This is a genomic window from Streptomyces sp. NPDC101151 (assembly GCF_044768335.1).
In the GTDB taxonomy this organism is placed as follows: Bacteria; Actinomycetota; Actinomycetes; order Streptomycetales; family Streptomycetaceae; genus Streptomyces.
In genome coordinates this window covers 45,641-72,408 of record NZ_JBIWPP010000026.1, presented here as the reverse complement: position 1 = coordinate 72,408, position 26,768 = coordinate 45,641, and the positions used below count along the sequence as shown (strand labels likewise).

Annotated in this window: 28 protein-coding genes; 9 read left to right on the top strand and 19 right to left on the bottom strand. The window is 71.5% G+C overall.

Annotation, left to right across the window (positions count from 1 at the left end):
- Nucleotides 1-14 precede the first annotated feature (14 nt).
- From ACIRU3_RS34405 to ACIRU3_RS34390, 4 genes are all read right to left on the bottom strand, one after another.
- Nucleotides 15-635, bottom strand: coding sequence for a hypothetical protein (locus ACIRU3_RS34405; protein WP_404064891.1), 621 nt, complete (start codon nucleotides 633-635; stop codon nucleotides 15-17).
- Nucleotides 636-637: 2 nt separating this feature from the next.
- The gene (gene htpX, locus ACIRU3_RS34400; RefSeq protein ID WP_404064888.1) at nucleotides 638-1,558 is read right to left on the bottom strand and encodes a zinc metalloprotease HtpX; all 921 of its coding nucleotides are present in this window, start codon (nucleotides 1,556-1,558) and stop codon (nucleotides 638-640) included.
- 117 nt (nucleotides 1,559-1,675) lie between these two features.
- Nucleotides 1,676-3,070, bottom strand: a complete 1,395-nt coding sequence (locus tag ACIRU3_RS34395) for a hypothetical protein (protein ID WP_404064885.1) — start codon at nucleotides 3,068-3,070, stop codon at nucleotides 1,676-1,678.
- A gap of 10 nt (nucleotides 3,071-3,080) precedes the next feature.
- On the bottom strand, nucleotides 3,081-3,338 hold the full coding sequence (locus tag ACIRU3_RS34390) for a hypothetical protein (protein ID WP_404064883.1): 258 nt from the start codon (nucleotides 3,336-3,338) through the stop codon (nucleotides 3,081-3,083).
- A 307-nt stretch (nucleotides 3,339-3,645) separates the two neighbouring features.
- On the opposite strand from ACIRU3_RS34390, the gene ACIRU3_RS34385 reads away from it, so the two are divergent.
- The gene (locus ACIRU3_RS34385; RefSeq protein ID WP_404064880.1) at nucleotides 3,646-3,915 is read left to right on the top strand and encodes a hypothetical protein; all 270 of its coding nucleotides are present in this window, start codon (nucleotides 3,646-3,648) and stop codon (nucleotides 3,913-3,915) included.
- 76 nt (nucleotides 3,916-3,991) lie between these two features.
- Here the strand turns inward: ACIRU3_RS34385 and ACIRU3_RS34380 are convergent, their stop codons facing one another.
- Nucleotides 3,992-5,284 (bottom strand): glycoside hydrolase family 3 N-terminal domain-containing protein, encoded by a 1,293-nt coding sequence (locus ACIRU3_RS34380; protein ID WP_404064877.1) that lies wholly within the window; start codon nucleotides 5,282-5,284, stop codon nucleotides 3,992-3,994.
- A gap of 279 nt (nucleotides 5,285-5,563) precedes the next feature.
- Complete coding sequence (gene glnA, locus ACIRU3_RS34375; protein WP_404064875.1) at nucleotides 5,564-6,973, bottom strand: type I glutamate--ammonia ligase; 1,410 nt, start codon at nucleotides 6,971-6,973, stop codon at nucleotides 5,564-5,566.
- 209 nt (nucleotides 6,974-7,182) lie between these two features.
- Between glnA and ACIRU3_RS34370 the strand changes: the two genes are divergently transcribed.
- Nucleotides 7,183-7,650, top strand: coding sequence for an RDD family protein (locus tag ACIRU3_RS34370; RefSeq protein ID WP_404064873.1), 468 nt, complete (start codon nucleotides 7,183-7,185; stop codon nucleotides 7,648-7,650).
- Nucleotides 7,651-7,747: 97 nt separating this feature from the next.
- Here ACIRU3_RS34370 and ACIRU3_RS34365 read toward each other — a convergent pair whose 3' ends face one another.
- The 4 genes from ACIRU3_RS34365 to lipB form a co-directional block, all read right to left on the bottom strand.
- Nucleotides 7,748-8,446, bottom strand: a complete 699-nt coding sequence (locus tag ACIRU3_RS34365; RefSeq protein ID WP_404064871.1) for a DUF4191 domain-containing protein — start codon at nucleotides 8,444-8,446, stop codon at nucleotides 7,748-7,750.
- Nucleotides 8,447-8,512: 66 nt separating this feature from the next.
- Complete coding sequence (locus ACIRU3_RS34360; protein ID WP_404064869.1) at nucleotides 8,513-8,710, bottom strand: hypothetical protein; 198 nt, start codon at nucleotides 8,708-8,710, stop codon at nucleotides 8,513-8,515.
- A 227-nt stretch (nucleotides 8,711-8,937) separates the two neighbouring features.
- Nucleotides 8,938-9,927, bottom strand: coding sequence for a lipoyl synthase (gene lipA / locus ACIRU3_RS34355; RefSeq protein WP_404064866.1), 990 nt, complete (start codon nucleotides 9,925-9,927; stop codon nucleotides 8,938-8,940).
- Nucleotides 9,928-10,100: 173 nt separating this feature from the next.
- Nucleotides 10,101-10,901 carry a lipoyl(octanoyl) transferase LipB gene (gene lipB / locus ACIRU3_RS34350; protein ID WP_404064863.1) on the bottom strand — a complete coding sequence of 267 codons (801 nt, stop codon included), beginning with the start codon at nucleotides 10,899-10,901 and terminating at the stop codon, nucleotides 10,101-10,103.
- Between the two features lie 240 nt (nucleotides 10,902-11,141).
- Here lipB and ACIRU3_RS34345 point away from each other — a divergent pair, with 240 nt between their 5' ends.
- Nucleotides 11,142-12,608, top strand: a complete 1,467-nt coding sequence (locus tag ACIRU3_RS34345) for a regulator (protein WP_404064861.1) — start codon at nucleotides 11,142-11,144, stop codon at nucleotides 12,606-12,608.
- Nucleotides 12,609-12,657: 49 nt separating this feature from the next.
- On the opposite strand, the gene ACIRU3_RS34340 is transcribed toward ACIRU3_RS34345, so the two are convergent.
- Together ACIRU3_RS34340 and ACIRU3_RS34335 are read right to left on the bottom strand one after the other, a co-directional pair.
- Nucleotides 12,658-14,022, bottom strand: a complete 1,365-nt coding sequence (locus tag ACIRU3_RS34340; protein WP_404064858.1) for an NAD(P)/FAD-dependent oxidoreductase — start codon at nucleotides 14,020-14,022, stop codon at nucleotides 12,658-12,660.
- A gap of 193 nt (nucleotides 14,023-14,215) precedes the next feature.
- Entirely contained in the window at nucleotides 14,216-15,109 is an 894-nt protein-coding gene (locus tag ACIRU3_RS34335; protein ID WP_404064855.1) for a TIGR01777 family oxidoreductase, read from the bottom strand.
- Nucleotides 15,110-15,147: 38 nt separating this feature from the next.
- Here ACIRU3_RS34335 and ACIRU3_RS34330 point away from each other — a divergent pair, with 38 nt between their 5' ends.
- Nucleotides 15,148-15,636: a GNAT family N-acetyltransferase gene (locus ACIRU3_RS34330; RefSeq protein ID WP_404064853.1), complete on the top strand. Its 489-nt coding sequence runs from the start codon at nucleotides 15,148-15,150 to the stop codon at nucleotides 15,634-15,636.
- Nucleotides 15,637-15,654: 18 nt separating this feature from the next.
- Here ACIRU3_RS34330 and ACIRU3_RS34325 read toward each other — a convergent pair whose 3' ends face one another.
- Nucleotides 15,655-16,848 carry a MarP family serine protease gene (locus ACIRU3_RS34325; RefSeq protein WP_404064851.1) on the bottom strand — a complete coding sequence of 398 codons (1,194 nt, stop codon included), beginning with the start codon at nucleotides 16,846-16,848 and terminating at the stop codon, nucleotides 15,655-15,657.
- A 199-nt stretch (nucleotides 16,849-17,047) separates the two neighbouring features.
- Between ACIRU3_RS34325 and ACIRU3_RS34320 the strand changes: the two genes are divergently transcribed.
- The 4 genes from ACIRU3_RS34320 to ACIRU3_RS34305 all read left to right on the top strand — a co-directional run bounded on the left by ACIRU3_RS34320 (nucleotide 17,048) and on the right by ACIRU3_RS34305 (nucleotide 19,082).
- Complete coding sequence (locus tag ACIRU3_RS34320) at nucleotides 17,048-17,911, top strand: peptidoglycan recognition protein (protein ID WP_404064848.1); 864 nt, start codon at nucleotides 17,048-17,050, stop codon at nucleotides 17,909-17,911.
- A gap of 65 nt (nucleotides 17,912-17,976) precedes the next feature.
- A complete protein-coding gene (locus ACIRU3_RS34315) occupies nucleotides 17,977-18,195 on the top strand; it encodes a hypothetical protein (protein ID WP_404064845.1) in 219 nt (72 codons plus the stop codon).
- Nucleotides 18,196-18,454: 259 nt separating this feature from the next.
- On the top strand, nucleotides 18,455-18,661 hold the full coding sequence (locus ACIRU3_RS34310; protein ID WP_404064842.1) for a DUF397 domain-containing protein: 207 nt from the start codon (nucleotides 18,455-18,457) through the stop codon (nucleotides 18,659-18,661).
- Nucleotides 18,662-18,827: 166 nt separating this feature from the next.
- Nucleotides 18,828-19,082 (top strand): hypothetical protein, encoded by a 255-nt coding sequence (locus ACIRU3_RS34305; RefSeq protein WP_404064839.1) that lies wholly within the window; start codon nucleotides 18,828-18,830, stop codon nucleotides 19,080-19,082.
- Here ACIRU3_RS34305 and ACIRU3_RS34300 read toward each other — a convergent pair.
- The 6 genes from ACIRU3_RS34300 to ACIRU3_RS34275 all read right to left on the bottom strand — a co-directional run bounded on the left by ACIRU3_RS34300 (nucleotide 19,024) and on the right by ACIRU3_RS34275 (nucleotide 26,056).
- Nucleotides 19,024-19,593: a hypothetical protein gene (locus ACIRU3_RS34300; RefSeq protein WP_404064837.1), complete on the bottom strand. Its 570-nt coding sequence runs from the start codon at nucleotides 19,591-19,593 to the stop codon at nucleotides 19,024-19,026. The two genes, ACIRU3_RS34305 and ACIRU3_RS34300, sit on opposite strands and share 59 nt — an antisense overlap.
- Nucleotides 19,594-19,640: 47 nt before the next feature.
- Entirely contained in the window at nucleotides 19,641-20,495 is an 855-nt protein-coding gene (locus tag ACIRU3_RS34295; protein ID WP_404064834.1) for a helix-turn-helix domain-containing protein, read from the bottom strand.
- A gap of 303 nt (nucleotides 20,496-20,798) precedes the next feature.
- A complete protein-coding gene (locus ACIRU3_RS34290) occupies nucleotides 20,799-21,317 on the bottom strand; it encodes a DUF4240 domain-containing protein (protein ID WP_404065014.1) in 519 nt (172 codons plus the stop codon).
- A gap of 76 nt (nucleotides 21,318-21,393) precedes the next feature.
- Complete coding sequence (locus ACIRU3_RS34285; RefSeq protein WP_404064831.1) at nucleotides 21,394-22,377, bottom strand: helix-turn-helix transcriptional regulator; 984 nt, start codon at nucleotides 22,375-22,377, stop codon at nucleotides 21,394-21,396.
- Between the two features lie 73 nt (nucleotides 22,378-22,450).
- Nucleotides 22,451-25,162 (bottom strand): pyruvate dehydrogenase (acetyl-transferring), homodimeric type, encoded by a 2,712-nt coding sequence (aceE, locus tag ACIRU3_RS34280; protein WP_404064829.1) that lies wholly within the window; start codon nucleotides 25,160-25,162, stop codon nucleotides 22,451-22,453.
- A gap of 270 nt (nucleotides 25,163-25,432) precedes the next feature.
- Nucleotides 25,433-26,056, bottom strand: coding sequence for a GntR family transcriptional regulator (locus tag ACIRU3_RS34275; protein ID WP_404064826.1), 624 nt, complete (start codon nucleotides 26,054-26,056; stop codon nucleotides 25,433-25,435).
- 309 nt (nucleotides 26,057-26,365) lie between these two features.
- On the opposite strand from ACIRU3_RS34275, the gene ACIRU3_RS34270 reads away from it, so the two are divergent.
- Nucleotides 26,366-26,755, top strand: coding sequence for a WXG100 family type VII secretion target (locus tag ACIRU3_RS34270; RefSeq protein WP_404064823.1), 390 nt, complete (start codon nucleotides 26,366-26,368; stop codon nucleotides 26,753-26,755).
- Nucleotides 26,756-26,768 lie beyond the last annotated feature (13 nt).

Genomic DNA, 26,768 nt, shown 5'->3' with positions numbered 1-26,768 from the left:
GGGGGTGCCCCCGGTCAGAGGCCGGGGGCACCCCACACCGGGAACCAGCGGCTCAGGTCCTGCTCGATCCTGAGGTCGTCCGCCAGCGTCGCCTTCACCTGCAGCTCCAGTGCGCTGTCCCGGCGCTCGGCGGCACCGGGCAGCGGCGCGAACGGATAGAAGGTGCCGCGCTTGTAGAGGTAGACGAGGCCCAGGCGCCGGCCCCGCCCGTCCTCGAACGCGGCGAGCGAACACAGCAGCTGCGGACCGAACCCGTTGACCTCCATCGAGCTGTTCACGGCGTGCAGGTCGTTCACCAGCTGGGGCAGCTGGTCGGGGGCGCGCCGGGAGACCAGCCAGGAGTAGCCGTAGCCGTCCTGTGTCATTTCCACCGGGGAGCCCGCCCCGCTCTCGGCTCCGCCGGAGGGGCGGGACTCCCACCGGTCCGCGTCCGCGTCGAGCAGGGCCGTCACCTCCCGGTGGGTCTGCTCGAACGCAGCGCCCTCGACCGTGGCGAAGCACACCGCGCCCACCCCGGTCGGATCGAACCCCGCTGCCGCCTGGAGCGTGATCGCCGCCGAGGGCAGCGCGAACAGCTGATCCAGATCGGGCGCCACCGGCTTCGTACGGCCGAGCAGGATGTCCAGCAGGCCCATGCTCAGCCCGCCTTCCCGGGAGCGGCCGCCTCGCCCAGTTCCGCGGAGATCCGCCCCAGCTGGTCCAGCCGCTGCTCCAGGGTCGGGTGGGTGGAGAAGAAGCGCTCGATGCCGGGCTCCTTGCCGGTCGCCGGGGTGAAGTAGAAGGCGTTGAAGGCCTGGGCCGTGCGCAGGTCCTTGGTCGGGATCCGGGCGATGTCCCCGGAGACCTTGGTGAGCGCCGACGCCAGCGCCGAGGGCCGGCCGGTCAGATGCGCGGCCGCCCGGTCGGCCGCCAGTTCCCGGTACCGGGACAGGGCCCGGATCAGCAGGAAGCTGATCGCGTACACGGCCGCGGAGACGCCCAGCACGGCGGCGAAGACGACGGCCGTGTTCTGGTCCCTGCGGCCCCCGCCGAGGAGCTGCGAGTAGAAGGCGAACCGGACGATCAGTCCGGCGATCACCCCGAGGAAGGACGCGATCGTGATCACGGCGACGTCCTTGTGGGCCACGTGCGACAGCTCGTGGGCGAGCACGCCCTCCAGCTCCGCGGGCTCCAGCCGCCGCAGCAGCCCCGTGGTCACACAGACCACGGCGTGATCGGGATTGCGCCCGGTCGCGAACGCGTTCGGCATGTCCATCTCGGACACGGCGACCACCGGCTTGGGCATGTCCGCGATCGCGCACAGCCGGTCGACCACCGCGTGCAGCTCGGGATACTCCTCCCGCTCCACGACCCGCCCGTGCATGGCGAACATCGCGATCCGGTCGGAGAACCAGAACTGTGCCACGAACATCGCCCCGACCAGGACGACGACCATCAGCCAGGACTTGAGCAGCACGATCAACGCGGCGACGAAGGCCACGTACAGCAGCCCGAGCAGGAACATCGTGACCGTCATCCGCACGGTCAGCCGCCGATCGCTCCGGAAGCGGCTCTGCATCTTGCATCACCCCGCAGTCAGGCACTCGTCCCGCTGTCCAGTGTGCACCTGCGGATCGCCATGAGGAGGTCGCGAGCAGACCTAGGGGCAGCAAAGGCTTCCTGTGCACCGGGGGCCTCAGCCCAGGCGGGACCTCGCCTGCGCGAGCAGCTCCGTGACCTCGGCGTCCGCCCGGCTCGCCACCCCCCACCGCAGCTCCCGCCGCACGGTCAGCCCGGCCCGCGTCCGCAGCCGCTCGTCCCCGTCACCGAGCAGCGCCACGGCCGCCCGCAGCCGTACGACCCCGCCGTGCGCGTCCAGCAGCCGCAACGCCGACACCCGCACCCACCGCGGCCGCCCCGCAGCCAGCCGCTCCGCCAGCCACGCCGCGGGCAGCAGCCCGGCCGACGGGAGCAGGGCGCGGGTGGCCTCGCCCACGACCCCGGGTGCCGGATCGTCCAGCAGCCGCCGCATCCGCGGCACGTCCGTCACGTCCAGGGTGCGCAGCCCCGCCACCGCCCTGGCCCGTACGGCGGGCGCCGGGTGGTCCAGCAGCGGCCACAGCAGGCCGGCGTCGGCACGCGTCCCGCACTCCGCGAGCCCGATGGCCGCACCCGGCGGCAGCGCAGGGTCACCGGGGTCGGCGCACCGGTCCCGGTACCAGGGCAGTGGATCGGTCCCGTACTGCCGCACGACGTACCGCGCACAGGCCCGCACCAGCGCCGAGCGGTCCGCCAGGAACCCGACGGCCCGCTCGGGCCGCCGCAGCCGCCGCAGAGCGGTCACCCCGGCGGAGCGGGCCCGGGGGCTGCGGGCGCCGAGCAGCGCCCGCAGCACCTCGTCCGCGTCCTCGTCCCGCACGGCGGCCAGGGCGGTCTCCGCGCACAGGGTCTGGACGACGGCGTCGTCGTCCCCGGCGGCCGCGCGGGCCAGCTCGACGGCGGAGAGCCACCCCTCCTCGACGGCGAGGCCGTACGCGAACCGGCGCACGGGGCGGTCGGCGGAGGCGAGGAGCGGGGTCGCCCGTTCTGCCGACGCCCGCCGCAGCACCCCGCCCAGCAGGCCGAGGGCGAAGTCCCCGCGGTGGCGGTCGGCCAGGCGCCGCACCAGCGGGGCGAGAGCGGCCGCCGTCTCCCCGTCCAGGGCCTCGGCGAGCCGCTTCCGGGCCCGCTCGCGCACCTGCTCCACCCAGTCCGCGCACCGCACGGCCACCAGCGGCAGCAGCGCCGGGTGCCCGGCGACCCGCCCCAGCGCCTTGTGCCGGATCCGGCCGTCCCGGTGACACAGAGCGAGCGCGAGCTGAGCCTCGGTGAGCGGGCCGTCGCCGCGCAGCACGGCGGTCAGCGAGCGCCCGGCGCCCGTCTCCTCCCAGGCGGGTACGACGTACGGCGGGAAGGACCACTCGTCCGCCCGCACGCCCTCGTCCAGCGCCAGCCAGGCGGCGGGGTCACCGGTGTCCAGCACGTCCCGCAGCGCGGCGCCCGCCACGAGCTCCCGCGCGGCCGCCGCCCCCCGCCTGATCTCCTCCTGCACCGGCCTTCCCCTAGTAAGGGGAGCGCATCTGCGCGTACCCGAGCAGCACTATCACCGCGGCCACACAGCCGAGCACCACGACCGTCGACACCCACGACGACCGTCGCGGCGCCGTGTGCTCCGGGTCGGCGCGGAACGGCGCCGGGTCCGGCGGGTTCTCCTTCCAGCGGGCGGCGAGCATCCGGGCCCGAGCCGAGGGCTCCTTGTGCTCAGCAGAATTCGCCCACCTGTGATCGAACTCGTGCTCCCAGTCGTTCTGTTCGGTCATCCCCGTTCAACCTCTCTCGTCGGACAGAACCAGGAGGGATGATCCCCCGAGAGTAGGAAGCATGGGAAGTGCGGAAGGTTGCACGCGTATCGGCGGCTGCGCGGCCGATCTCGCCGGGATGCTGGGTGGTCGCCGGGCGGCTAGGATCTACAGATGAGAGCCGCACCGCAGGGTGCCCTACGTCGTCTGCCCTGCTTCTCATTCTCCTGCGGCCCCCCTACGACCGCGCCGGACTTTTCACTCCGAGTTCGCGGCCATCCGTCTCGTGCCCGGAAAGCCGCACGAGGGGTGGAAGGAAGGTGGATCCATGAATGCACACCGCGCTAGGCGCCTGGCCGCACTGTCCGCCATCGGCGTTCTGATGGCCGGCGGAGCCGCGATCGGCACGGCAGGCACCGCATCGGCAGCCACCCCGACCCAGGTCCCGACCAACCGTTGCTACAACGGCTGGGGCAACTGCTTCAACAACGGCTTCGGCTTCAACAACGGCTTCGGCTTCAACAACGGCTTCTACGGCGGCTTCAACAACGGCTTCAACTACGGCAACGTCCCCGTCGTAGTGGTCGTCGTGGGCTGACCGCGGCGGGAGGCAACACAGCCGAGGGCCGCCACCCGGGAGCGTTCCCGGGTGGCGGCCCTCGGTGTTCTCGCGCTCAGGAGCAGAGATTCACATGCCGGACGGCCAGGACGTGCCCCGCGGCGTCGATCAGACGGCTTCGGGAGAGGTGTCCGCCGGCCACCGCATTCGTGATCGCCGCGGCGATCGAGGACGTCTGGGAGCCGACGTCGCCCTTCAGGTCGAACATGACCATGTCGGCGCCGGAGCGCAGGGCCTGGACGGCGGCCGCCGGGACGCTGAAGCCTGCGGCGGAGATCGCCTTGGCACTGAGCGAGTCGGTGAGCACCAGCCCTTTGAAGCCCAGCTTGCCGCGCAGCTCGGAGCTGATGGCCGTGGGGGACAGGCTCGCCGGATTGGTGCCGAGGCCCGGCACGATGTTGTTCGAGACCATGATGGCCGGGGCACCGGCCTTGATGGCCGCGGTGAACGGCGGGATGCCCACCTTCTGCAGGGTGGACCAGGGCAGGGTGCGGGCGGGGCCGAAGTCGGAGTTGTAGGTGGAGCCGCCGAGGCCCGGGAAGTGCTTGACGACGGGTATCACGCCTCCGGCGCGCAGCCCGTTCATGTACGCGACACCGGCCTTGGAGACCACCGAGGTGTTGCCGCTGAAGGACCGCCATCCGTCCGGGTTGGTCTTGCCGGGTGCCACGTTCCTGCCGTCGACGTCGACCACCGGCGCGAGATCCATGTTCACCTGGGCGGCCGCCATCCTGGTGGCGACCTTCGTGACGTTCTGCTGGATCTGGGCCGGGGTCCAGTGCGTGCCCATGTACGCGGGCCAGGGCAGGGATCCGACGAGGTTCGCCATGCGCTGGATGCCGCCGCCCTCCTCGTCGGTCATCACCAACAGGCCCAGGTGGCCGGGGACATGCGACTTCAGGGCGGTCAGCCGGGAGCCGAGGTCGGACGGCGCCTTGCTGCCGAACAGCAGCACACCACCCGCACCGGCGCTCACCTCGGAAGTGGCGTCGGACACGGAGGTCTCCGACACCGGGACGGCGATGGTCAGCATGGCCAGTCGGCGGTTCGACCACCCGGCCAGCTTCGTGCTGTTGGTGCACGCGGTGGCGGTGGCGGTGGTGGCGGTGCGGTCCGGAGCGAAGGGCGAGGGGGAGGACGACGGGGAGCGGGAGGGTGCGGCCGGCGGGGCGAGTGACACGCCGGGGCCACCGGTGTGCGGGTCGGCCTTGGGGGTGCCCGTGCCACAGCCCGCCAGGAACACCGCCGCCACGGCGGCGGCACTCAGTCTGCGGGCGGTCGTGGCGCGGCCGGGGAGCCGCGGCGGTGCTGTCGTGTTTCTGCGGTCACAGAACGACGGGAGATCCATCGCCCGGCCTCCTTCCGGAAGGCGCGACGGTACCCGTCGCGCTGAGGGCCGTATGAGCGTGAGATGGGCTTCACCGGGTGGGATGCGCACCCGCCCGCATGTGTTCGGGGGTCCGCGGCCGGCGTACCACCAGGATCTCGCGTCTTCGAGCCGGCCGGAAACCCGGAGCCGTCCGCAGCCATGAGAAAGCCGTCGGCCGGCTCTCCTGAAGGTGGAGAGCCGGCCGACGGCCCAAACGCTGCCCAGGGACGCGGTTACCCGCCCTGACCTGGGGCTATGTCACACGTCGAAGTACAGCTCGAACTCGTGCGGGTGCGGACGCAGTTGCAGCGGCGCGATCTCGTTGGTGCGCTTGAAGTCGATCCACGTCTCGATCAGGTCCGGCGTGAAGACGTCGCCCTGGAGGAGGAACTCGTGGTCGGCCTCGAGCGAGTCGAGGACGGCCGGCAGGGAGGTCGGGACCTGGGCCACGTTCGCGTGCTCCTCGGGAGCCAGCTCGTAGAGGTCCTTGTCGATCGGCTCGGCCGGCTCGATCTTGTTCTTGATGCCGTCCAGGCCCGCGAGGAGCAGGGCGGAGAAGGCCAGGTACGGGTTGCCGGAGGAGTCCGGGGCGCGGAACTCGACGCGCTTGGCCTTCGGGTTGGAGCCGGTGATCGGGATACGCATGGCCGCGGAGCGGTTGCGCTGCGAGTACACCAGGTTGATCGGCGCCTCGAAGCCCGGGACCAGACGGTGGTAGGAGTTCACCGTCGGGTTGGTGAAGGCCAGCAGCGACGGGGCGTGCCTGAGGATGCCGCCGATGTAGTAGCGGGCGGTGTCCGACAGGCCCGCGTAACCGGCCTCGTCGTAGAACAGCGGGTCGCCGTTGGTCCACAGCGACTGGTGCACGTGCATGCCCGAGCCGTTGTCACCGAAGATCGGCTTCGGCATGAAGGTCGCCGTCTTGCCGTTGCGCCAGGCGACGTTCTTCACGATGTACTTGAACAGCTGCAGGTCGTCGGCGGCGGCGAGCAGCGTGTTGAACTTGTAGTTGATCTCGGCCTGGCCGGCGGTGCCCACCTCGTGGTGCTGGCGCTCGACCTTCAGGCCGTTCTTCTCCAGCTCCAGGGAGATCTCGGCGCGCAGGTCGGCGAAGTGGTCGACCGGCGGGACCGGGAAGTAGCCGCCCTTGTAGCGGACCTTGTAACCACGGTTGTCCTCCAGGGCGCCGGTGTTCCAGGCACCCGCCTCGGAGTCGATGTGGTAGAAGGACTCGTTCGCGCTGGTCGCGAAGCGCACGGAGTCGAAGACGTAGAACTCGGCTTCGGGACCGAAGTACGCGGTGTCCGCGATACCGGTCGAGGCGAGGTAGGCCTCGGCCTTCTTCGCCACGTTGCGCGGGTCACGGGAGTACTGCTCGCCCGTGATCGGGTCGTGGATGAAGAAGTTGATGTTGAGGGTCTTGTCACGGCGGAACGGGTCCACACGAGCCGTCGAGAGGTCGGCGCGCAGGGCCATGTCGGACTCGTGGATGGCCTGGAAACCACGGATCGACGACCCGTCGAAGGCCAGCTCCTCGTCCGGGTCGAACGCCTCGACGGGCACCGTGAAGTGCTGCATGACGCCCGGCAGGTCGCAGAAGCGGACGTCGATGAACTTGACGTCCTCGTCCGCCATGAACTTCTTGGCCTCGTCAGCGTTCTGGAACATCCAGCTCCTCCTACTCCCGACCGTCCCGCCGGGGTGGTAGATCGTTCGTGCGGCCAGTGCGGTGGCACACGCTGTCCTCGACCCTAGGGACGGGTGATTTCTCGGGCGTGACCCATTTGTTTCGCAGAAGTTAACCGGCCACGGTTCCACCGTAGCCCCGACACACCCCTCCGCGCTGTGTCCGAATCCGGTCGCAGTACCGTGGTCGGGTGGACAACAGGCAAGCAATCGGATCGTGGCTTTCGGGGCCGCGCGCGGCCATGGAAGATGCCGGTGCCGACTTCGGATACCGGGGCGAGCAGCTCGGTCTCCCGGAGGAGGGGCCGAACTCGATCGCACGACCCGGCAGGCGCCTCGGTGCCCTGGCCGTGGACTGGGGTCTGTGCGTGTTGATCGCATACGGCCTGATAACCAAGGGCCACAGCCCGGCCACCAGCAACTGGGCCCTGCTCGTCTTCTTCGTGATGAGCGCCCTCACGGTCGGCACGCTCGGCTACACCCCGGGCAAGCGCCTCTTCGGCGTCCGGGTCGTGGACCTGCGGACCGGCACGGTCAACCCGCTGCGGTCCCTGCTGCGCACGGTTCTGCTGTGTCTCGCGATCCCCGCCCTGATCTGGGACCGGGACGGCCGCGGTCTGCACGACCGGCTCGCGCAGACCGTCGAGGTCCGCATCTAGCCCGCGTACGACGAAGTCCGCGTACGACGAAGTCCGCGTACGACGAAGGGGGCGCCCGGGATTGATCCCGGGCGCCCCCTTTCTCGTACGAGGAGGACTAGCGGTTCGGGCCGCCCCTGGGCATCCGCATGCCCTTCGGCATCGGACCCTTCGGCAGCGGCATGTTGCTCATCAGGTCGCCCATGGCGCGCAGCCGGTCGTTGGTGGTGGTCACCTGGGGGCCGGTCAGCACGCGCGGGAGCTTCAGCATGGTCGTGCGCAGCTTCTTCAGCTCGACCTGGCCCTCGCCCGTGCCCACGATCACATCGTGCACCGGCACATCCGCCACGATGCGGTTCATCTTCTTCTTCTCGGCGGCCAGCAGGCTCTTCACACGGTTCGGGTTGCCCTCGGCGACCAGGACGATGCCGGCCTTGCCGACCGCGCGGTGCACCACGTCCTGGCTGCGGTTCATCGCCACCGCCGGAGTCGTCGTCCAGCCCCGGCCGATGTTGTCCAGGACGGCCGCCGCTGCGCCCGGCTGGCCCTCCATCTGCCCGAAGGCTGCCCGCTCCGCCCGGCGGCCGAACACGATCGCCGCCGCCAGCAGGCCGAGCAGCAGGCCCAGGACGCCCAGATAGTACTGGTGGCCGATCAAGAAGCCGATCGCGAGGAAGACACCGAAGGTGCCGATGCCGACGGCCGCGAGTACAAGACCGATCTTCTTGTCGGCCTTGCGGGTCATCTTGTAAGTGAGAGCGATCTGCTTCAGTCGCCCTGCGTTCGCGGCGTCCGCCGCGGATTCCTTCCTCGCCATGCCACGAAGTCTACGTGTCCCCGGGAGTGCCCACGACGGCAGTGCCCGGCCGGGGAGGGGAGGGGTTCAGGAGCGGGTGGCGGCCTGGTCGAGCACGCGCTGTGCCTCGACCCGGTCCTTGGCGCGGCGGCGGTCCTCCAGCACGGAGGTCCAGGCGTTACGGCGGGCGGTGCGCTGGCCGCTGCTCATCAGCAGGGACTCGACGGCGCGGAGCGCGTCGGTGAAGGTCGGGATGGCGGTGGCGCGTACGGGCGCGGCCTGCATGGTCGAGGTCCCCCCTCGGTCCGGGTGTACGTGGCGTGATACCAGAGTCACTGATTGGTGTTACCAGGGCGTGACCGGCCGGTCAAACACCAATGAAGCCTTGATACAGAGCCCCCGAACGCTGACGCGGCCCTGACGGTCGCCCTCATCAGCGAGGACGGTCAGGACCGCGTCGACTCGGCCATTACTGGCCGGTAGTTACTTGTGCGCGAATTCACACAGTCTGCTCACACCGCCTGGGCGGCGATGTGCGAACCGCCCGGCTGCGGAGCTGCCGACTCGCGCTGTTCGATCGCCATCCGGTACAGGCGCCCGGCGCGGTAGGAGGACCGCACGAGGGGGCCGGACATCACGCCGGAGAAGCCGATCTGCTCGGCCTCCTCCTGCAGCTCCACGAACTCCTGCGGCTTCACCCAGCGCTCCACCGGGTGGTGACGCACGGAGGGGCGCAGGTACTGGGTGATGGTGACCAGCTCGCAGCCCGCGTCGTGCAGCTGCTTGAGCGCCTCGCTGACCTCCTCGCGGGTCTCACCCATGCCGAGGATCAGGTTGGACTTGGTGACCAGGCCGTAGTCGCGGGCCTCGGTGATGACCTTCAGCGAGCGCTCGTAGCGGAACCCGGGGCGGATCCGCTTGAAGATCCGGGGCACGGTCTCGACGTTGTGCGCGAAGACCTCGGGGCGGGCGGAGAAGACCTCCGCGAGCTGCTCGGGGACCGCGTTGAAGTCCGGAGCCAGCAGCTCCACCTTCGTCCGGCCGCCCTCGCGCTCCGCGGTCTGCTGGTGGATCTGGCGCACGGTCTCGGCGTACAGCCAGGCGCCGCCGTCCTCCAGGTCGTCGCGGGCGACGCCGGTGATGGTGGCGTAGTTCAGGTCCATCGTGACCACGGACTCGCCGACGCGGCGCGGCTCGTCACGGTCCAGGGCCTCGGGCTTGCCGGTGTCGATCTGGCAGAAGTCGCAGCGCCGGGTGCACTGGTCGCCGCCGATGAGGAAGGTCGCCTCGCGGTCCTCCCAGCACTCGTAGATGTTCGGGCAGCCGGCTTCCTGGCAGACCGTGTGCAGGCCCTCGCTCTTCACGAGGTTCTGCATCTTCGTGTACTCGGGACCCATTTTCGCCCGGGTCTTGATCCACTCGGGCTTGCGCTCGATGGGGGTCTGGCTGTTGCGGACCTCCAGGCGCAGCATCTTGCGTCCGTCGGGTGCGACTGCGGACACGACCGGCTCCCTAGCGATTGATTCTTCGGCGTTCTTCAGGGTACGCCCGTTGATTCGGTGGTCCGGCGTCGGTGCTGGACCACTGGGGGCTGCCGCCCCCGGACCCCCGCTCCGGTCCGAGCGGCCTCGTCCTCGAACCCCGGACGGCGCTGTTCCCGTGCCGTCCGGTGCCGTCATGCGGCCGGTGTCTTCTCGATCACCCGCGGCTTCGGCTCCGCGTTCTCCAGCACGTCCTGCAGGTGCCGCTCGACGACCGGCAGGACCTCCTCGATCGTGATCCCCCGGCCCAGCTCGCCGGCCAGGGAGGCCACCCCCGCGTCCCGGATGCCGCACGGGATGATCCGGTCGAACCACCGGTTGTCCGGGTTCACGTTGAAGGAGAAGCCGTGCATCGTGACGCCCTTGGCGACACGGATGCCGATCGCGGCGATCTTGCGGTCCTCGCGGCGCTGGCCGGCGTTGGAGGGCGCGTACTCCGGGCCGTTGAGACGGGGGTCGAACTCCTCGTCGGCGAGCCGCGGGTCGAAGTCGAGGGAGAGCCCGCCGAGCGGCGGCCGCTGCTCGACCGGGTCGCCGAGCACCCATACGCCGCTGCGGCCCTCGACCCGGGTGGTCTCCAGGCCGTACTCGGCGCAGGTGCGGATGAGTGCCTCTTCGAGACGGCGCACATGGGCGACCACGTCCACCGGCCGGGGCAGCTTCTGGATCGGGTAGCCGACCAGCTGGCCTGGGCCGTGCCAGGTGATCTTGCCGCCGCGGTCCACGTCGATGACCGGGGTGCCGTCGAGCGGGCGCTCGCTGTCCGCGGTGCGGCGGCCGGCCGTATACACCGGGGGGTGTTCCAGAAGCAGCACGGTGTCGGCGATCTCGTCGGCGAACCGGGCCGCGTGCACCCGGCGCTGCTCGTCCCACGCCTCCTGGTAATCGACGGCATCCGCGCCGAACCCCATACGGACGAACCGCAACTCACTCACGGCAAGCGCCTCCCTCAGCGAACCGGTGTGTCAGGCCTGTAACGCGCCCACGCCACTGTACGTCCGACCGGCGCGCGTCAGCCCTGCGGGCAATCCTCACACGATCGGATGAATGTACGGGGAAGTGTGTGATTGACTGCTCACTCTCCGCTACATTCGCGCCGTTCGTGAGGCCAAAAGGGCTGCTCACAGGCAATCCCGGCACCTCAGAGGCATGGAAGGCAGGAGACCGCACCGCAGATGACGGACCGACCCGCGCAGCGCACCCCCAACCGCCAGCTCGCCGCGCTCATCGCAGAGGCGGGGTTCTCCAACGCGGGTCTGGCTCGTCGCGTCGACCAGCTCGGCCTGGAGCACGGGCTGGACCTCAGATACGACAAGACCTCGGTCACCCGCTGGCTGCGCGGGCAGCAGCCCCGCGGTACGACGCCCGCCCTGATCGCCGAGGTGTTCACCCGCCGGCTCGGACGCCGGCTCACGGCCCAGGACCTCGGTCTGGACGCCTGTGCGCCGGTGTACGCCGGGCTCGAGTTCGCTGCCACCCCCGAGGAGGCCGTCGACATCGTCAGCGGCCTGTGGCGCAAGGACTCCGGCAGCCACGCCGAACTGCGCAAGATCGCCTTCACCCCGGCGGGGCTCGTCGTGCCCAGCCGGGACTGGCTGATCGGCAAGGCCGACGACAAGGTGGCCCGTGAGCCGGTGCCCCGGGTGCCGGCCCAGATCCGCCCCGGTGCCGCCAGGGACCGTGCGGAGGCCCTGCAGGCTCCGCCCCGGCCCCGCGGGCACGCCGCCCGCGCCCCGGGGCACAAGGTCACCGGCGGCGACATCGCCGCGCTGCGCTCGGTCGGCGAGCTGTTCCGCACCCTCGACGACGCCTACGGCGGCGGTCACGCGCGGCAGGCCCTCGTGCGCTACCTGGAGCACGAGTGCGAGCCGATGCTGCGCGGCACCTACGACGAGCAGACCGGCCGCCGCCTGTTCGCCGCGGCCGCCGACCTCACCCGGCTCGCGGGCTGGACGTCGTACGACATCGCCGCGCACGGACTCGCCCAGCGCTACTTCGTGCAGGCGCTGCGCCTCGCCCAGGCGGCCGGCGACCGGGCCTACGGCTCCTATGTGCTGGTCACCATGAGCCGCCAGGCCGTGTACCTCGGGCACGGCAGGGAGGCGGTGCAGCTGGCGCGGGTGGCGCAGCAGGGAGTGGGCACCGGCGCGCCGCCGGTTGTGCAGGCCCTGCTGCACGCCTCCGAGGCCCGCGCGCACGGGGTCCTGGGCGAGGTGCGGGCGTGCACCGGGGCGCTGGTGCGGGCCGAGCGTGCCCTGGAGGCGGCCCGGCCCGGGGACGAGGTGCCGTACTGGGCCCGGTTCTTCGACGAGGCACAGCTCGCCGACGAGTTCGGGCACTGCCACCGCGATCTGCAGCAGTTCCGGGCCGCCGCCCAGCATGCCGAGCGCTCCCTGCAGCTGCGCGCCCCTTCGTACGCCCGCAGCCGGCTGTTCTGCCGGGTCGTCCTCGCGACCGCCCGGCTGGGCCTCGGCGAACTCGACCAGGCCTGCACGCTGGCCGCCGAGGCGGCCGGCCAGGCGGCGGAGATGCGCTCGGTCCGCGCGATCGAGTACGTCAGGGACTTCGAACGGCGCCTGGAGCCGTACAAGGACGCGGCGCCGGTGCGCGGATACCGGGAGAAGGTGGCCGCGTTGAACTGAGCCGGGTACGGCGGTCCGGCACCGCCGGGTACCGCCGTACCCCGGCGGCTCAGGCGGCTCGTGGCAGCATCGCGGCCGGGGCCGCCTTGTGCATCGAACCGGCCGCGCCCAGGTCCGCCAGGATCGCCGCAGCCGCGCGGTGGGACGAGTGCAGGGCGCCCTGGACGGTGCTGGTGTCGCGGTGGTCGCCGCAGACGTACAGGCCCGCCAGCAGGCGCACCGGGCGGCGCAGGTCGTGCGGGGGGCGCATCGCCGGTACCGCCTCCGGGGTGTGGTGCACGGCGAGCGTCTCCCAGCGGCGCGTCGAGGTGCCGTAGAGCCGCGAGAGGTGGATGCGGACCGCGGTGTCGATCCCGTCGGGCGGGGTGCCCAGCACCGTCGACGAGATCAGCACCCGGCCGGCCGGCGCGCGGCTCGGGTCGACGTTGCTGAGCACCGCCGTGTGCGCGACCGGCCCGCCGCGGTCGGCGTCCAGCAGCAGCGACGTGCCCGTCGCGAAGGCGGCGGCCTGGTCGTCCGTGGTGTGGTGCACGACCGTCACCGGGTGGAAGTCCGGCACCCGCAGGCCCGGCAGCAGCTCGGCCGCGGCCCGGGCGTCGGTCGCCAGCAGCACGGCACGGCAGCGGATCTCACCGTGGTCGGCCGTGGTCACCGACGTCGTGGACACCGAGGTGACCCGCACTCCGGTGTGCACGGTGCCGGGCGGCAGCGCGCGGGCCAGCAGCTCGGGCAGCACGTCCGCGCCGCCCTCCGGCACGCACAGCCGGCCGCTCGCGAAGGAGTGCAGCGCCAGGTCGGCGCACCGGCTGGACGTGGTCAGCTCCGGGTCGCACAGCAGTGCGGCGAGCAGCGGGCGGAGAAAGCCGTCGATGGTCCGGGCGGGCACCCCGCGGGCCGCGAGGGCCTGTGCGGCGGGCAGTTCGGGCCGGGACAGCAGGCGTTCGAGGGGGGTGGCGGCGATCCGGCCCAGGGCGGTGCCGAGGCGGGCCTGGTCGACCGCGCCGCCCACCGGGGCACCGGCCCGGCCCGGCGCGGCCGACGAGCCCCTGGGGGCGCTTGCCAGGGCGCGCACCACATGGAGTGCGCCCCTTGCGCTCCCTCCGGTCGCCGGAGCGCCGGCGCGGTGCGTGTGCCCGTCGCGGTGCAGCAGGACGCCCGGCGCGAACCGGCGCAGGGCGAGTGAGCCGAGCCCCGGGGTGAGACGGAGTTCGGGGTAGGACGTGGACAGCATCTGCCCGATGCGGTCGAGCCGGAAGCCGTCGACCTTCTCGGTCGACATGCGGCCGCCCACGTAGGGGGCGGCCTCCAGGACTGCGGTCGTTACTCCTGCGCTGGTGAGCCGATGGGCCGCCGAGAGTCCGGCGATCCCGGCTCCCACGATGACGACGTCCACCTGGTACGCGGGCTCAAGCACGAGGCCCCTCCTGTGGTTGCGCGGCCGGTGGAGACGTCATGCCCCCAACAGGCTTCAGGGATACCCGAGTTCGGGTCGAGGTTAGGGCCTTGATCGGTCAAGAACAGTCGCGCATCAACAGAGCACGGGCGCACGCCGGTCGCATACGGTCACAAGAGGTCGCAGGAGATTTCAGGAGCTTCCTGATGTCCAGTCAGGCCGCGCGGATCGCGTCCTCGATGCCCGGGAACGCAAAGGTGAACCCCGACTCCAGGAGCCGCTTCGGCACCACCCGCGCGCTGCCCAGCACCTCCCCGGCCATCTCGCCCAGCACCGCCCGCAGCACGGGCGCCGGCACCGTGAACGGCGTCGGCCGGTGCAGTACCCGCCCCATCGCCTCCGTCACCTCACGGTTCGTCAGCGGCCGGGGCGCGGTCAGGTTGAACGGCCCGGACAGCGTGTCGTGGTCGATGAGATACCGGATCGCCGCGACCTCGTCGTGCAGCGCGATGTACGACCAGTACTGCCGTCCGTCGCCCATGCGCCCCCCGAGCCCCGCCCTGAACAGCGGGAACAGCCGGCCCCAGGCCCCTCCGCCGCGCGCGACCACCAGCCCCGTGCGCACGAACACCGTGCGCACGCCCGCCTCCTGCACGGGGGCCGCGGCCTCCTCCCACTCCACGCACAACGACGGCAGAAACCCGTCCCCGGGCGGTGCGTCCTCGTCCACGGCCCGGTCGCCCGTGTCGCCGTAGAAGCCCATCGCGCTGCCGTTCACGAAGACCCGCGGCGGGGTGTCCAGCGAGGCCACCGCCTCGGCCAGCGCCGCCGTGCCGAGCACCCGGCTGTCCCGGACCAGCCGCTTGTACTCCGGCGTCCAGCGCCGGTCGCCGATCCCCGCCCCCGCGAGGTTGACCACCGCGTCACAGCCGGCCAGTCCGGCCGCGTTCACCTGCTGCCGCTCGGGGTCCCAGCGGACCTCGTTCCCGTCCCGGGGCGCACGGCGGACCAGACGCACCACCTCGTGCCCGTCCGCGGTCAGGGACCGCACCAGGGCGCTGCCGATGAGACCGGACGCACCGGCCACCGCGATTCGCGAACGTTCCATGCGCCCCATCCTTCCCCGTCGGCCTTAAGGTGACCGTCATGCCGGAGCCGTCCATACGCACAGCGCTGCCCGCCGACGAGCAGGAGCTGGCCCTCCTCGACCGGGGAGCCTGGTCCCCGCTGCATGCCGTCCTGCCCGCGCCACAGCCGCCGTACCCGCCCTTCTTCGACGAGCGCCACATGCCGCAGGACTACCTCGTCGCCGCCCTCGACGGGCGCATCGTCGGCTACCTCCGGCTCGTCCGTCCGAGTGCGCTGCCCGCGCACGCGCACGTCCGCCAGATCCAGGGCCTGGCCGTCTCCGACGCCGCCCGCGGCAGGGGCGTCGGGCGCGCGCTGATCCGGGCCGCGGTCGAGGAGGCGCGCAGGCGCGGCGCGCGCCGCATCACCCTGCGCGTGCTCGGGCACAACACCCCGGCCCGCAGGCTCTACGAAGCCGAGGGCTTCGTGGTCGAGGGAGTGCTGCCCGAGGAGTTCCTGATCGAGGGGAAGTACGTCGACGACGTGCTCATGGGTCGCCCCCTCTGAATCCCCGGACCGCGGGCCCTACGACGTGACCAGCTGCCCCGTGTCCACCCGCGCAGTCGCCGTGGCCGCGCGCCCGGCATCGCTCTCCACCTCGTCCGCGGTCAGCACGTACCCCGTCTCGGCGTCCGAGGTGGAGCGGGCGAAGACCATGCCGAACACCCGGCCGTCGGTGGTCAGCAGCGGGCCGCCGGAGTTGCCCGGCCGGACCGTCGAGCGGATCGAGTAGATCTCCCGGGTGACCGTACGGTCGTTGTAGATGTTCTGGCCGGTCGCCCGTACCCGGTTCGCCACCGTCGCCGCCTGCAGGTTCAGGTTGCCGTCCTGCGGGTAGCCCGCGACCACCGCCGAGTCGCCGCGTGCGGCGCCCTTGTCGAAGCGCAGCACCGGGGCACGCAGCTCCGGCACGTACAGCACCGCCACGTCCCGGTCGGGGTCGAACAGCACCACCCGGGCCTCGAACGACTGTCCGGCCCCGCCCACCCGCACGCTCGGGCGGTCGATGCCCGCCACGACGTGCGCGTTCGTCATCACGTGCCGCGGCGCGTACACGAAGCCGCTGCCCTCGCGGCCCTCGGTGCCGGACGCACCCTCGATCTTCACCGTGCTCCGCTGGGCCGCGCCGCTCGCGGCAGGCGTGACACTGTCGCCCGTGGGCTTCGGCACCTGGGCCGTCGACTCGTTCTCGAACGGGTTGAAGACCTGCGGGAAACCCGCCTCGGTCAGCGCGGACGTCGCCCGCGAGAACCACACGGGGGTCGTCTCCGGCATCGTCTGCTGTACCGCGCCCAGCAGTGTCGAGTTCCGTATCGCCGTCGTGAGGCTCTGCGACGAGGACGCGCCCAGCACACTGGCCGCGACCCAGGCCACGATCAGCACGGCCACCGAGTTGGCCGCCGCGCCCCCTATCCCGTCCGCCACCCGCAGCGGACCCCGGCCCTCCCGGTCCAGCTCCCGCCGCAGCCGCAGCGCCAGCCGGCCCGCCAGCTCGTGCCCCACCACGCCCGGGACCAGCACCGTCAGCACCGCCAGCACGGTCGCCGCCGCCGAGCCGCGGGCCGCCAGACCGGTCACCCACGGCAGCACCCACACACCGACGACCGCACCGCCCACGAACCCGGCCAGGGACACGCACCCGGCCACCAGCCCGCGCCGGTAACCGGACACCGCGTAGACGAGGATCACCAGTGCGAGCACCAGGTCGAGCAGGTCCACGGAGCCGCCTTTCTCTAGGACCCCCTAATACGGGCGGGACGGGCCCGATGATCAGTCACGCACATGCGTGGGCGGCCACCGGACGGCGAACCGGCCACGTGCACGTATATCCCCAGAAACGTCCTCCACCAGGACGATGGTTCCACCGGGTGGCACAGCACACATCGCGAGCCGGGCGGAGCGGTCCGACAGTGGGCTCATGCGTGGATTCCGAAGAGCCCGGTGGGCGCGGAAACGGCGGGCCTGGCGTGTTCCCGGCGCCGTACTGGTGCTGCTGGGGTGTCTGCCCGGCCTGACCGCCGCCTTCACGCTGGCCCTGTGCGCCCGCGGTGTCGAGCGCTCCGCCGCGGTCCGGCTCGGCCGGCCCGCCGCGGGGCGGCCCTCGGCGGCCCACCGCGCCATGCGGCCGCGCATCGTGCCCCGCTCCGCCTGGCTGGACCGCACCACCGCCCGGCACACCCAGCCGCCGCCGCGCTACGACGACAAGGTGGTGGCCGTCTTCGTCCACCACACCGACTCGCCCAACCGCTATGCCTGCGCCGACGCGCCCCGCATCATCCGCGACCTGTACGCGGGCCAGACCGGACCCCGCAGCTGGGACGACATCGGCTACAACTTCCTCGTCGACCGCTGCGGCACCATCTACGAGGGCCGCGCCGGAGGCGTCGACCGGGCCGTCACCGGCGCCCACACCCAGGGCTTCAACCACCGCAGCACCGGCATCGCCGCCCTCGGCACCTTCACCGCCGGCGTCCCCGTGCCGCAGGCCATGACCGACGCGCTCGCCGCGCTCGCCGCCTGGAAACTCGGCTTCGCCGACGTCGACCCGCGCTCCCGCGCCCGCCTGGTCTCCAGCAACGGCCTGAGCCGCTACAAGGCGGGCAGCACCGCCACCCTGCCCGCCGTGACCGGGCACAACGACGGCTTCAGGACCAGCTGCCCGGGCGCCGCCCTGACCGCCCGGCTCCCGGAGATCAGACGGACGGCGGCCCGGCTGCAGGGCCGGACACCGGCCGGACCCGAGCCCACAGGAACACCACAGGCGGCTCACCGCACCCCCTGAGGTCGCCGCCCTACCGTCGAGGCACGCACTCAGCGGGAGATGCGCCGACCGGAGGTGGGGAAACGATGAGCGGTCGTACGCGGCAGCAGGACGAGCGGTCGCGGCGGTCCGGGCCGGTGGCCGCCCTGTGGACCCGGGGGGTGCGCCGCCCCTGGACCGTCGTCTGCGTCGTCGCGGCGGTCGTGGTCGGACCGGCCGCCGCCACGGCCTCGGCGCTCGACCGGGCCAACGCTGCGCCTCCGCTGCACGCGTCCGAACAGGAGAGCGCCAAGTCCCTTGTGTGACAAGGCAATCGGGCTTGTTTGCAACTTGGCGCACGGCTTCGGAGAGCCTAACCTTTTCAGGGCAAAAGTGAGGCAGGAGTGAGTGACCGGCGGTCGGGTTGTGCCGCGCACTGGCCACTCCCGCCGTCATCCTGCGGGGCTCCGCGCACGTGCGGTACGGTGCGTGCGCACCGGCGAAAGCGGGAAATACGGGGGTTTCCAGGCGTGGAGCAGCCTCGGATCGTGCGGTCGTCGACCGTGGGGTGAGAGGGAGTCAGGGGTGGGCGACGGTGACCTGCTCGCACTCGGCTGGCGCAAAAGCAGTGCTTGCGATCCGTACGAGTGCGTGGAAGTCGCCCTGACGGACGGGGGAGTTCAGGTGCGTGCGTCGCATCGTCCGGACGGGCATGTGATCGCCTTCGAGGCTCCGGCCTGGAAGGAATTCCTGCGCGCGTTATGCGGTAGAACCCTGGAAGGGCCGGCATGAGGGGTGACTTCCGGCCATGGGAACGGGGCGAGAGCAGGTACGGGGGGTGGCTGTGGTTCGATTGGGCCCAGCAGTGAGACGACATCCGCATCACCACCATGGTCCGATTCAGCTGCCTGGGGGCGAGATGGGGGAATCCGCGAAGACGTCGCTTCCCGTCGGGAGCGTGGAACGGCCGCGGGGCAGATCGCTCCTGGTGTTCGCCGTCCTGATCGTCGTCGGCCTCGCCCTCTCGGGGGGTACGGCCACGCTGGTGGGCGTTCTGCTGTCGCTGGCGGTGACGCCGGCGTTCCGTCCCTGGGTGTGGGCCGTCGTGGGCACGGTGACCGCGGCCGTCGCGGGCGTGCTGCTCGACCGGGGGACTACGGCTGCGGCTCGGCGCTTTCCTCAGCTGGTGGGGCGGCTTCGGGCTCCGGAGTAGGGGGGGTCTGCGAGCGGTTCTCGGGCTGTGCGCGTATTCGCCGGCGGCCCCAGACGAGCGCGGCCACGCCGGCGAAGCCGCTCGCACTCCACATCATGGTGCCCAGGGACGGTGCCGACCCCGGGGCGATCTCCTGGATCAGGGCGTGGGCGCCGAAGGCGGCGAGCGGCACGGCCACGCACAGTGCGACCAGGATGACGGCGGCACCGGCCAGGACCTTGATGAACCGCTTCTGCCCCTGGTCCGAGCCGAGGACCGCGTACATGAGGAAGATCTTCACGTCGTTGTCCGTGGGAGGCCGCTCCGGGAGGACGTCCCGAGGCGGGCGGACGTCCCCGCCCGCCGGGACGACCGCGGTCGGCCGGATCGGCTCCAGCGCGGATACCGGCCCGCCCGGTATCTCCGCACCGCCCGGCTCCGACGGCTCGCCCGCGGTTTCCGGCGCAGCTGCGCCCGGGCCGGCGCCGTTGCCCGCCCGCCACTGCCGTATCCAGGTGAAGACACCCGCCACGGGCCCTCTCCGATCTCTGCCCGACTGTCTCCAGTGCGGTGGAACTGCTAGGACGGGTACTGGTCCAGCACCTCGTCGATGAAGCCGATCGCCTCGTCGCCGGACACGGCTTTCGCGCGGGACTCCTCGAACCTCGCCAGGTACGCGACGACGGCGTCCTGGTCGTCGCGGGTCGTCAGTGCACCGCTCGGGCCCTCCACGAAGAGGACGTCGTCGTCGTTGCGGAACGTCAGCGCGATCGAGCCGCTGCGCAGCACCGGGTGCGCGCCCAGGGTGAAGGGCACGACACTCAGCTCCACGTGCGGGACGCGGGCGGCGGACTTCAGCCGCTCCAGCTGCTCGCGCATCGTGGCCGGTCCGCCGACCCAGCGGCGCAGCGCCGCCTCGTCGACCAGGAAGCGCAGCCGCGGCTCGGCAGCCTCCTGGAGCAGGCGCCGCTGCCGCTCGGCCCGCAGCCGGACGATCGCGTCGGTCCTCTCGGCCGGCCGCTGGGTGTCCTCCAGCAGTGCGCGGGTGTAGTCCTCGGTCTGCAGCAGGCCGGGGACGAATGTGGGGTCGTAGGCGGACAGTTCGCTCGCCGCGCTCTCCAGGCCGAGGAACACGGCGAACTGCGCGCTCACCACGTCCCGGTAGCCGCTCCACCACGGCGGCCGCCGGCTGTCCCGGGTGGCCTGTTCCAGGTCGCGGCGGATCGTCTCGTCCGTGACGCCGTACAGGTCGAGGAGGGCGCGCAGATCGGTCACGGACACCCCGACGGAGCCGCCCTCGATGCGGATGACCTTCGACGGCGACCACGCCAGCCGCTCGGCCACCTGGGGCTGGCTGATGTCCGCGTCATTGCGGTAGTTGCGCAGGGCCAGACGCACCTTGCGCCGTTCCAGAGCCGGGTCTTTCGATGTCATCTCCTCGCGGTCCCGATTCTTTGTCGAGGATGACTTCGAGCCGCCACCTGGCAGGCTGCTGGGTCACAGTCTGCCAGGTGGCAACCTGCTCCCGGACACTTGCCACCTGGCCGCCCTGACGGATTGCGCTCAGCCTACCCCCGGCGCACGGAAAACGTGGAACACGCCCCTGGCGCACGGTTTCTGATGGTGTGTCCAATGGGGCGAGAGGGCCCGCGGGTACGGGTGAATCCGCAGCTCAGACCGACGGGAGGCACGTCGGCGCGCGCCGCGGATCGTTTTCGGTCGATTCCGGCGGCGGAATCAGCCCTTGAAACGCGCCGAAAGTTTGGGATACAGCTCGGCGAGGACCGCCTCGTTCTCGAAGTCGATCGCGGTGCCCTCGGGTTCGGCGGGCGCCGGCGCGATCCCCAGGTCCGGGGCGACGGCTCCGGTGAGCTGCTCGTACGCCTCGTCCGCCGCGTAGCCCAGCTCCTCGCCGTCGCCGTCGATCTCCTCGTCGAAGTCCTCGAGCAGCTCCGCCAGGGAATCGGGGTCGTGCAGGGCGCTCTCGAAGGCCTCCCGGCCCTGGCCGATCAGCCAGCACCGGAAGTAGTCGAAGGCGTCGTCGCTGGCCCCGCCCAGCAGCACCCAGGCGGCGCCCCACAGGTCCCAGTGGTAGGCGCGGTTGTAACGGGCCTCGAAGTGACGGGCGAAGTCCAGGATCATCTCGGGGTCCAGCTGGAGCAGCCGGTCCACGAGCAGGTCGGCCTGCTCCTCGGGGTCACCCTCGGCTGCCTCGCGGGTGGCGTCGATCAGCTCCCAGAACTCCGTCTCGTCCATCACGCCACCAGCATCGGGCCTCGGGGGGTGGGGCGCACGCGGAGTGTGGCGGATCGTTATCAGCGGCGGACCGTTGTCATACGTTCGTACGCCCGTACAGCGCGGCGAGCCCGGCCGCGTCCGCCGCGAACCGCGCCCGCAGGCTCGGCGGCGCCAGCACCTCGGCCTCCGGACCCAGCGCCGTCAGCTGGGTGTGCGCGACCTCCTCCGACTCCACCGGCACGGTCACCGTCACCCACCCCTCGGCATCCGGCTCGCCCGCGCTCGCGAGCGCCTCGCGCGCGCCGAGCGGGTCGACGGCGTACGGCAACCGGCGCACACCGTCAGGGGACAGCCGTACGACGGCCTCGGCGTGCAGGATCGACCGGGCGAACCGCTCGGCCTGCTCGGCCCAGTGGCCGGGCAGGTCGAAGCCCGGATCACGGTCGAAGCGCTCGTCGCGGGCGTCGACGGCGTCGAACCGGTCGATCCGGTACGTCCGGAAGCCACTGCCGTCGGCCACCCGCGCGCACAGGTACCAGACGCCCGCCTTCAGCACGAGCCCGTACGGCTCGAGATCCCGCTCGACGGCCGTGTCCCCGCGCCGGTAGACGGCACCGATCCGACGGTCGTCCCAGACCGCCTCGGCGATCACCGGCAGCAGCGCGGGTGTCTCCGGCTCCCGGAACCAGGCGGGCGCGTCCAGATGGAACCGCTGGGCGGCGCTGTCGGGGGCGTCCCGCAGGGAGGGCAGCAGCGCGGCGGAGACCTTCAGCCGGGCGGCGGAGGCGACGTCCTCCAGTCCCATCTCCCTGAGCGCTCCCGGCACCCCGCTCAGGAACAGGGCCTCCGCCTCACTTCGCGCCAGCCCGGTCAGCCGCGTGCGGTACCCGCCGATCAGCCGGTACCCCCCGGCCCGCCCCCGGTCGGCGTACACCGGCACGCCCGCCTCCGACAGCGCCTGGGCATCCCTGGTGACCGTCCGCTCCGACACCTCCAGCTCCCGGGCCAGCTCGGCGGCTGTCATGGAGGTACGGGACTGGAGCAGGAGCACCATCTTGATGAGCCGGGCCGCACGCATGCCCTTCATGGAACACGAAGAACACGAAGAAGGGGTACGGCGGCAGCCGTACCCCTTCACCGGACCTCGGTGACTACAGCCCGTACTTCTCCCGGGCTTCCTTCACCGCCGTCGCCTTGACCTCGCCGCGCTTGGCGAGCTGGGCCAGGGCCGCGACGACGATCGACCGGGCGTCGACGCCGAAGTGGCGGCGAGCCGCCTCGCGGGTGTCGGAGAGGCCGAAGCCGTCGGCGCCCAGCGAGGACCAGTCCTGCTCGACCCACTGCGCGATCTGGTCCGGGACCTGGCGCATGTAGTCGGAGACCGCGAGGACCGGGCCCTCGGCGCCCTGCAGGGCCTGGCGGACGTACGGCACGCGCTCCTCGCCGCGCAGCAGGGCCGCGTCGGCCTCCATCGCGTCGCGGCGCAGCTCCGACCAGGAGGTCGCGGACCACACGTCGGCGGCCACGCCCCACTCCTCGGCGAGCAGCTTCTGTGCCTCCAGGGTCCAGTGGATCGCCGTACCGGAGCCGAGCAGCTGGATGCGCGGGGCGTTGGCCGGGGCGGTCACGCCCGCGGACTCCGCCGTGTTGAAGCGGTACAGACCCTTGACGATGCCCTCGTCGATGCCGAACCCGGCCGGCTTGGCCGGCTGCGGCAGCGGCTCGTTGTAGACCGTCAGGTAGTAGAAGACGTTCTGGTCCTCGCCCTGCTTGGCCTCGCCGTACATCCGGCGCAGACCCTCGCGGACGATGATCGCGACCTCGTACGCGAACGCCGGGTCATAGGTCAGCGCGGCCGGGTTGGTGGCGGCGATGACCGGGGAGTGGCCGTCGGCGTGCTGGAGGCCCTCGCCGGTCAGGGTGGTGCGGCCCGCCGTCGCGCCGACGAGGAAGCCGCGGCCGAGCTGGTCGCCGAGCTGCCACATCTGGTCGGCCGTGCGCTGCCAGCCGAACATCGAGTAGAAGATGTAGAACGGGATCATCGCCTCGCCGTGCGTCGCGTACGCGGTGGACGCGGCGATGAAGTCGGCCATCGAACCGGCCTCGGTGATCCCCTCGTTGAGGATCTGGCCGTTCTTGGCCTCCTTGTAGTACATCAGCTGGTCGCGGTCGACCGGCTCGTACGTCTGGCCCTTGGGCGAGTAGATGCCGAGCGACGGGAAGAGCGACTCCATGCCGAAGGTGCGCGCCTCGTCGGGGACGATCGGCACCCAGCGCTTGCCCGTCTCCTTGTCGCGGACCAGGTCCTTGATGAGGCGGACGAAGGCCATGGTGGTGGCCACGTTCTGGGAGCCGGAGCCCTTGTCGAAGGAGGTGAAGGCCTTCTCGGCGGGCGCGGGCAGCGGCGCGAGCGGGTGGACACGGCGGGCCGGGGCCGGGCCGCCGAGGGCCGCGCGGCGCTCCTGGAGGTAGCGGACCTCGGGGGAGTCGGCGCCCGGGTGGCCGTAGGGAACCACTCCGTCGGCGAAGTCGCTGTCCTTGATCGGCAGGTCGAGCAGGTCCCGCATCGCCTTGAACTCGTCCACCGAGAGCTTCTTCATCTGGTGGTTGGCGTTCTTCGACGCGAAGCCCTCGCCGAGGGTGTGCCCCTTGACCGTCTGGGCCAGGATCACGGTCGGCGCGCCCTTGTGCTCGACGGCGGCCTTGTACGCGGCGTAGACCTTGCGGGCCTCGTGACCGCCGCGCGAGAGGTGGAAGACCTCGAGGATCTTGTCGTCGCTCAGCAGCTTCGCCATCTCGGCGAGCGCCGGGTCCTTGCCGAAGAAGTCGGCGCGGATGTAGGCGGCGTCACGCGTCTGGTACGTCTGGATCTGCGCGTCCGGTACCTCGCGCAGGCGGCGTACGAGCGCGCCGGTGGTGTCGAGCCGGAACAGCTCGTCCCAGGCCGAGCCCCACAGCGTCTTGATCACGTTCCAGCCGGCGCCGCGGAACTGGGCCTCCAGCTCCTGCACGATCTTGAAGTTGGCGCGGACCGGGCCGTCGAGGCGCTGCAGGTTGCAGTTGATGACGAAGGTGAGGTTGTCCAGCTCCTCACGGGCGGCGAGCGCGAGGGCCGCCGTCGACTCCGGCTCGTCCATCTCGCCGTCGCCGAGGAACGCCCACACGTGCGAGGCGGAGATGTCCTTGATGCCGCGGTTGGTGAGGTAGCGGTTGAAGCGCGCCTGGTAGATCGCGGAGAGCGGGCCGAGGCCCATCGACACCGTCGGGAACTCCCACAGCCAGGGCAGACGGCGCGGGTGCGGGTAGGAGGGCAGGCCGTTGCCGCCGGACTCCTGGCGGAAGTTGTCGAGGTGCGCCTCGTTCAGGCGGCCGTCGAGGAAGGCGCGGGCGTAGATGCCGGGGGAGGCGTGGCCCTGGATGTAGAGCTGGTCGCCGGAGCCGGGGGCCTCCTGGGACTCCTTGCCCTTGAAGAAGTGGTTGAAGCCGGTCTCGTACAGCCAGGCCGCGGAGGCGAAGGTGGCGATGTGGCCGCCGACGCCGTACTTCGAGCCGCGGGTCACCATGGCGGCCGCGTTCCAGCGGTTCCAGGCGGTGATCTTGGCCTCCATCGCCTCGTCACCGGGAACACCCGGCTCGGCGGCGGTGGGGATGGTGTTGACGTAGTCGGTCTCGAGGAGCTTCGGCAGCGCGATGCCGCCCGCCTCGGCGCGCTCCAGCGTGCGGCGCATCAGGTACGCGGCGCGGTGCGGCCCGGCCTCCCTGGCGACGGCGTCGAGGGAGGCCTGCCATTCGGCGGTCTCCTCCGGGTCGCGGTCGGGGAGCTGGTCGAGCGCGCTCGGCTGGATGGCGTTGGGGTCGGTCATGTCGCCGCCTTCCTCAGTCGAAGGGGGTTCCCTCATCGGCAAGGGTTCGGGGTTGCCCTTGGTCTTTGGCAGGACAGGGCAGCGGACTTCGGTGGAAGTCCGTCGGCGACTGTAACCCCCTGATCGATGATCGATCAAAGGGTTGAGGGCCAAAACCTCTCGATTGCGAGAAAGTAGGCACCGGGTGCCTTTCGGGCGGGCACCCGGTGCCGCGATTTCGATCAGTTTTCGAGCCGTTTTCGCAGGTGAGCGTGGCGGCGCTCGGCTGCGTCAGGCGCGCGGAGCGCAGCCCAGGACGTGGGCCTTCACCAGCTCGGCGATGCGGGGATCCCGGCGCTTGAAGGCCTGCACCAGCTCCTCGTGCTCCTCCGCGTACGACTGCTGGACCGTGCCCAGCCAGCGGATGGACAGAGCGGTGAAGACCTCGATGCCCAGGCCCTCCCAGGTGTGCAGCAGGACCGAGTTGTCCGCCGCCCGGACCAGCTCGCGGTGGAAGCCCACCGTGTGGCGGACCTGGGCCGTGCCGTCGGCCTTGCTGTCGGCCTCGTACAGGGCCAGGACATGCGGCTCCAGGGCAGAGCAGTCCTCCGCCAGCCGTTCCGCCGCCAGCTCCGCCGCGATGGCCTCCAGGCCCGCTCGGACCGGGTAGCTCTCCTCCAGGTCGGCCGCGGTCAGGTTCCGCACCCGTACGCCCTTGTTCGGCGCCGACTCGATCAGCCGCAGCGACTCCAGCTCCCGCAGTGCCTCCCGGACCGGTGTCTGGCTGACCTCCAGCTCGGTGGCGATCCGCCGCTCCACGATGCGCTCGCCCGGCTGCCAGCGCCCGCTGACGATCCCCTCCACGATGTGCTCGCGGATCTGTTCGCGCAGCGAGTGGACGACGGGCGCGGTCATGGGGGCTCCTCGGCAGTGCGGACCCGGCGGGTCGGCGGGACCCTTAGACAATACGGCCGTGGCCCCGGACGGGAGGGGCACGGTTGCTCTCACCACAGGTGATGCCTGTTACAGAGAGGTGCCCGCCCTGGTGTGGAAGCATTCCGTTCCGTCGGGCGGGGCTCGTGGGCGGAACGTCAACACCGTTGCGTGTCAGGGGCGTTGGGGCTCGTGACCGGTAGGTGAATCTTGCATTTCTCGAACCCGGATTCGAATAGATTGGGCTCGAGACGTGGCAGGCAGCCGAGGCTGAGCGGAACGGGGGGCGTAGTGGGCCAGAAGAAGGACCTGGCGGCCAAGGACGAGGACCTGACCAAGCTGGCCGGCGACCTCGACACCATGCAGGAGCACCTGACCCGGCAGGTCAAGCGCATGGACCGGCTCGTCGACGAGATCGAGGAGGGCTGGCAGGGGCCCGCGGCGGCCGAGTACCGCAAGCTCCACCGCTCGGTCGCCTCGGACGCCGTCCGGATCCGAGAGGTCATGAAGACGCTTGCAGAGGCCGTGCGGCTGAGCCGGGACGGTTTCACCGAGACGGAGCTCGACGTACTGGCGCGCATGCGTGCCGTCGAGGTCGACGTCGAAGCCGAGACGGACAAGCTGTCCACGCCTGCCGAGGTGCCGCCGACGCGCCCGCGCAGCGGCCTCGACCAGCTGTGACACCAGCCGTAGT

Bases quoted from the DNA above. Each gene is read 5' to 3' on its own strand.
- ACIRU3_RS34405 (WP_404064891.1), bottom strand. From the start codon at position 635: ATGGGCCTGCTGGACATCCTGCTCGGCCGTACGAAGCCGGTGGCGCCC.
- htpX (WP_404064888.1), bottom strand. From the start codon at position 1,558: ATGCAGAGCCGCTTCCGGAGCGATCGGCGGCTGACCGTGCGGATGACG.
- ACIRU3_RS34390 (WP_404064883.1), bottom strand. From the start codon at position 3,338: ATGACCGAACAGAACGACTGGGAGCACGAGTTCGATCACAGGTGGGCG.
- ACIRU3_RS34385 (WP_404064880.1), top strand. From the start codon at position 3,646: ATGAATGCACACCGCGCTAGGCGCCTGGCCGCACTGTCCGCCATCGGC.
- ACIRU3_RS34380 (WP_404064877.1), bottom strand. From the start codon at position 5,284: ATGGATCTCCCGTCGTTCTGTGACCGCAGAAACACGACAGCACCGCCG.
- glnA (WP_404064875.1), bottom strand. From the start codon at position 6,973: ATGTTCCAGAACGCTGACGAGGCCAAGAAGTTCATGGCGGACGAGGAC.
- ACIRU3_RS34365 (WP_404064871.1), bottom strand. From the start codon at position 8,446: ATGGCGAGGAAGGAATCCGCGGCGGACGCCGCGAACGCAGGGCGACTG.
- ACIRU3_RS34360 (WP_404064869.1), bottom strand. From the start codon at position 8,710: ATGCAGGCCGCGCCCGTACGCGCCACCGCCATCCCGACCTTCACCGAC.
- ACIRU3_RS34345 (WP_404064861.1), top strand. From the start codon at position 11,142: ATGACGGACCGACCCGCGCAGCGCACCCCCAACCGCCAGCTCGCCGCG.
- ACIRU3_RS34335 (WP_404064855.1), bottom strand. From the start codon at position 15,109: ATGGAACGTTCGCGAATCGCGGTGGCCGGTGCGTCCGGTCTCATCGGC.
- ACIRU3_RS34330 (WP_404064853.1), top strand. From the start codon at position 15,148: ATGCCGGAGCCGTCCATACGCACAGCGCTGCCCGCCGACGAGCAGGAG.
- ACIRU3_RS34320 (WP_404064848.1), top strand. From the start codon at position 17,048: ATGCGTGGATTCCGAAGAGCCCGGTGGGCGCGGAAACGGCGGGCCTGG.
- ACIRU3_RS34315 (WP_404064845.1), top strand. From the start codon at position 17,977: ATGAGCGGTCGTACGCGGCAGCAGGACGAGCGGTCGCGGCGGTCCGGG.
- ACIRU3_RS34295 (WP_404064834.1), bottom strand. From the start codon at position 20,495: ATGACATCGAAAGACCCGGCTCTGGAACGGCGCAAGGTGCGTCTGGCC.
- ACIRU3_RS34290 (WP_404065014.1), bottom strand. From the start codon at position 21,317: ATGGACGAGACGGAGTTCTGGGAGCTGATCGACGCCACCCGCGAGGCA.
- ACIRU3_RS34285 (WP_404064831.1), bottom strand. From the start codon at position 22,377: ATGCGTGCGGCCCGGCTCATCAAGATGGTGCTCCTGCTCCAGTCCCGT.
- aceE (WP_404064829.1), bottom strand. From the start codon at position 25,162: ATGACCGACCCCAACGCCATCCAGCCGAGCGCGCTCGACCAGCTCCCC.
- ACIRU3_RS34275 (WP_404064826.1), bottom strand. From the start codon at position 26,056: ATGACCGCGCCCGTCGTCCACTCGCTGCGCGAACAGATCCGCGAGCAC.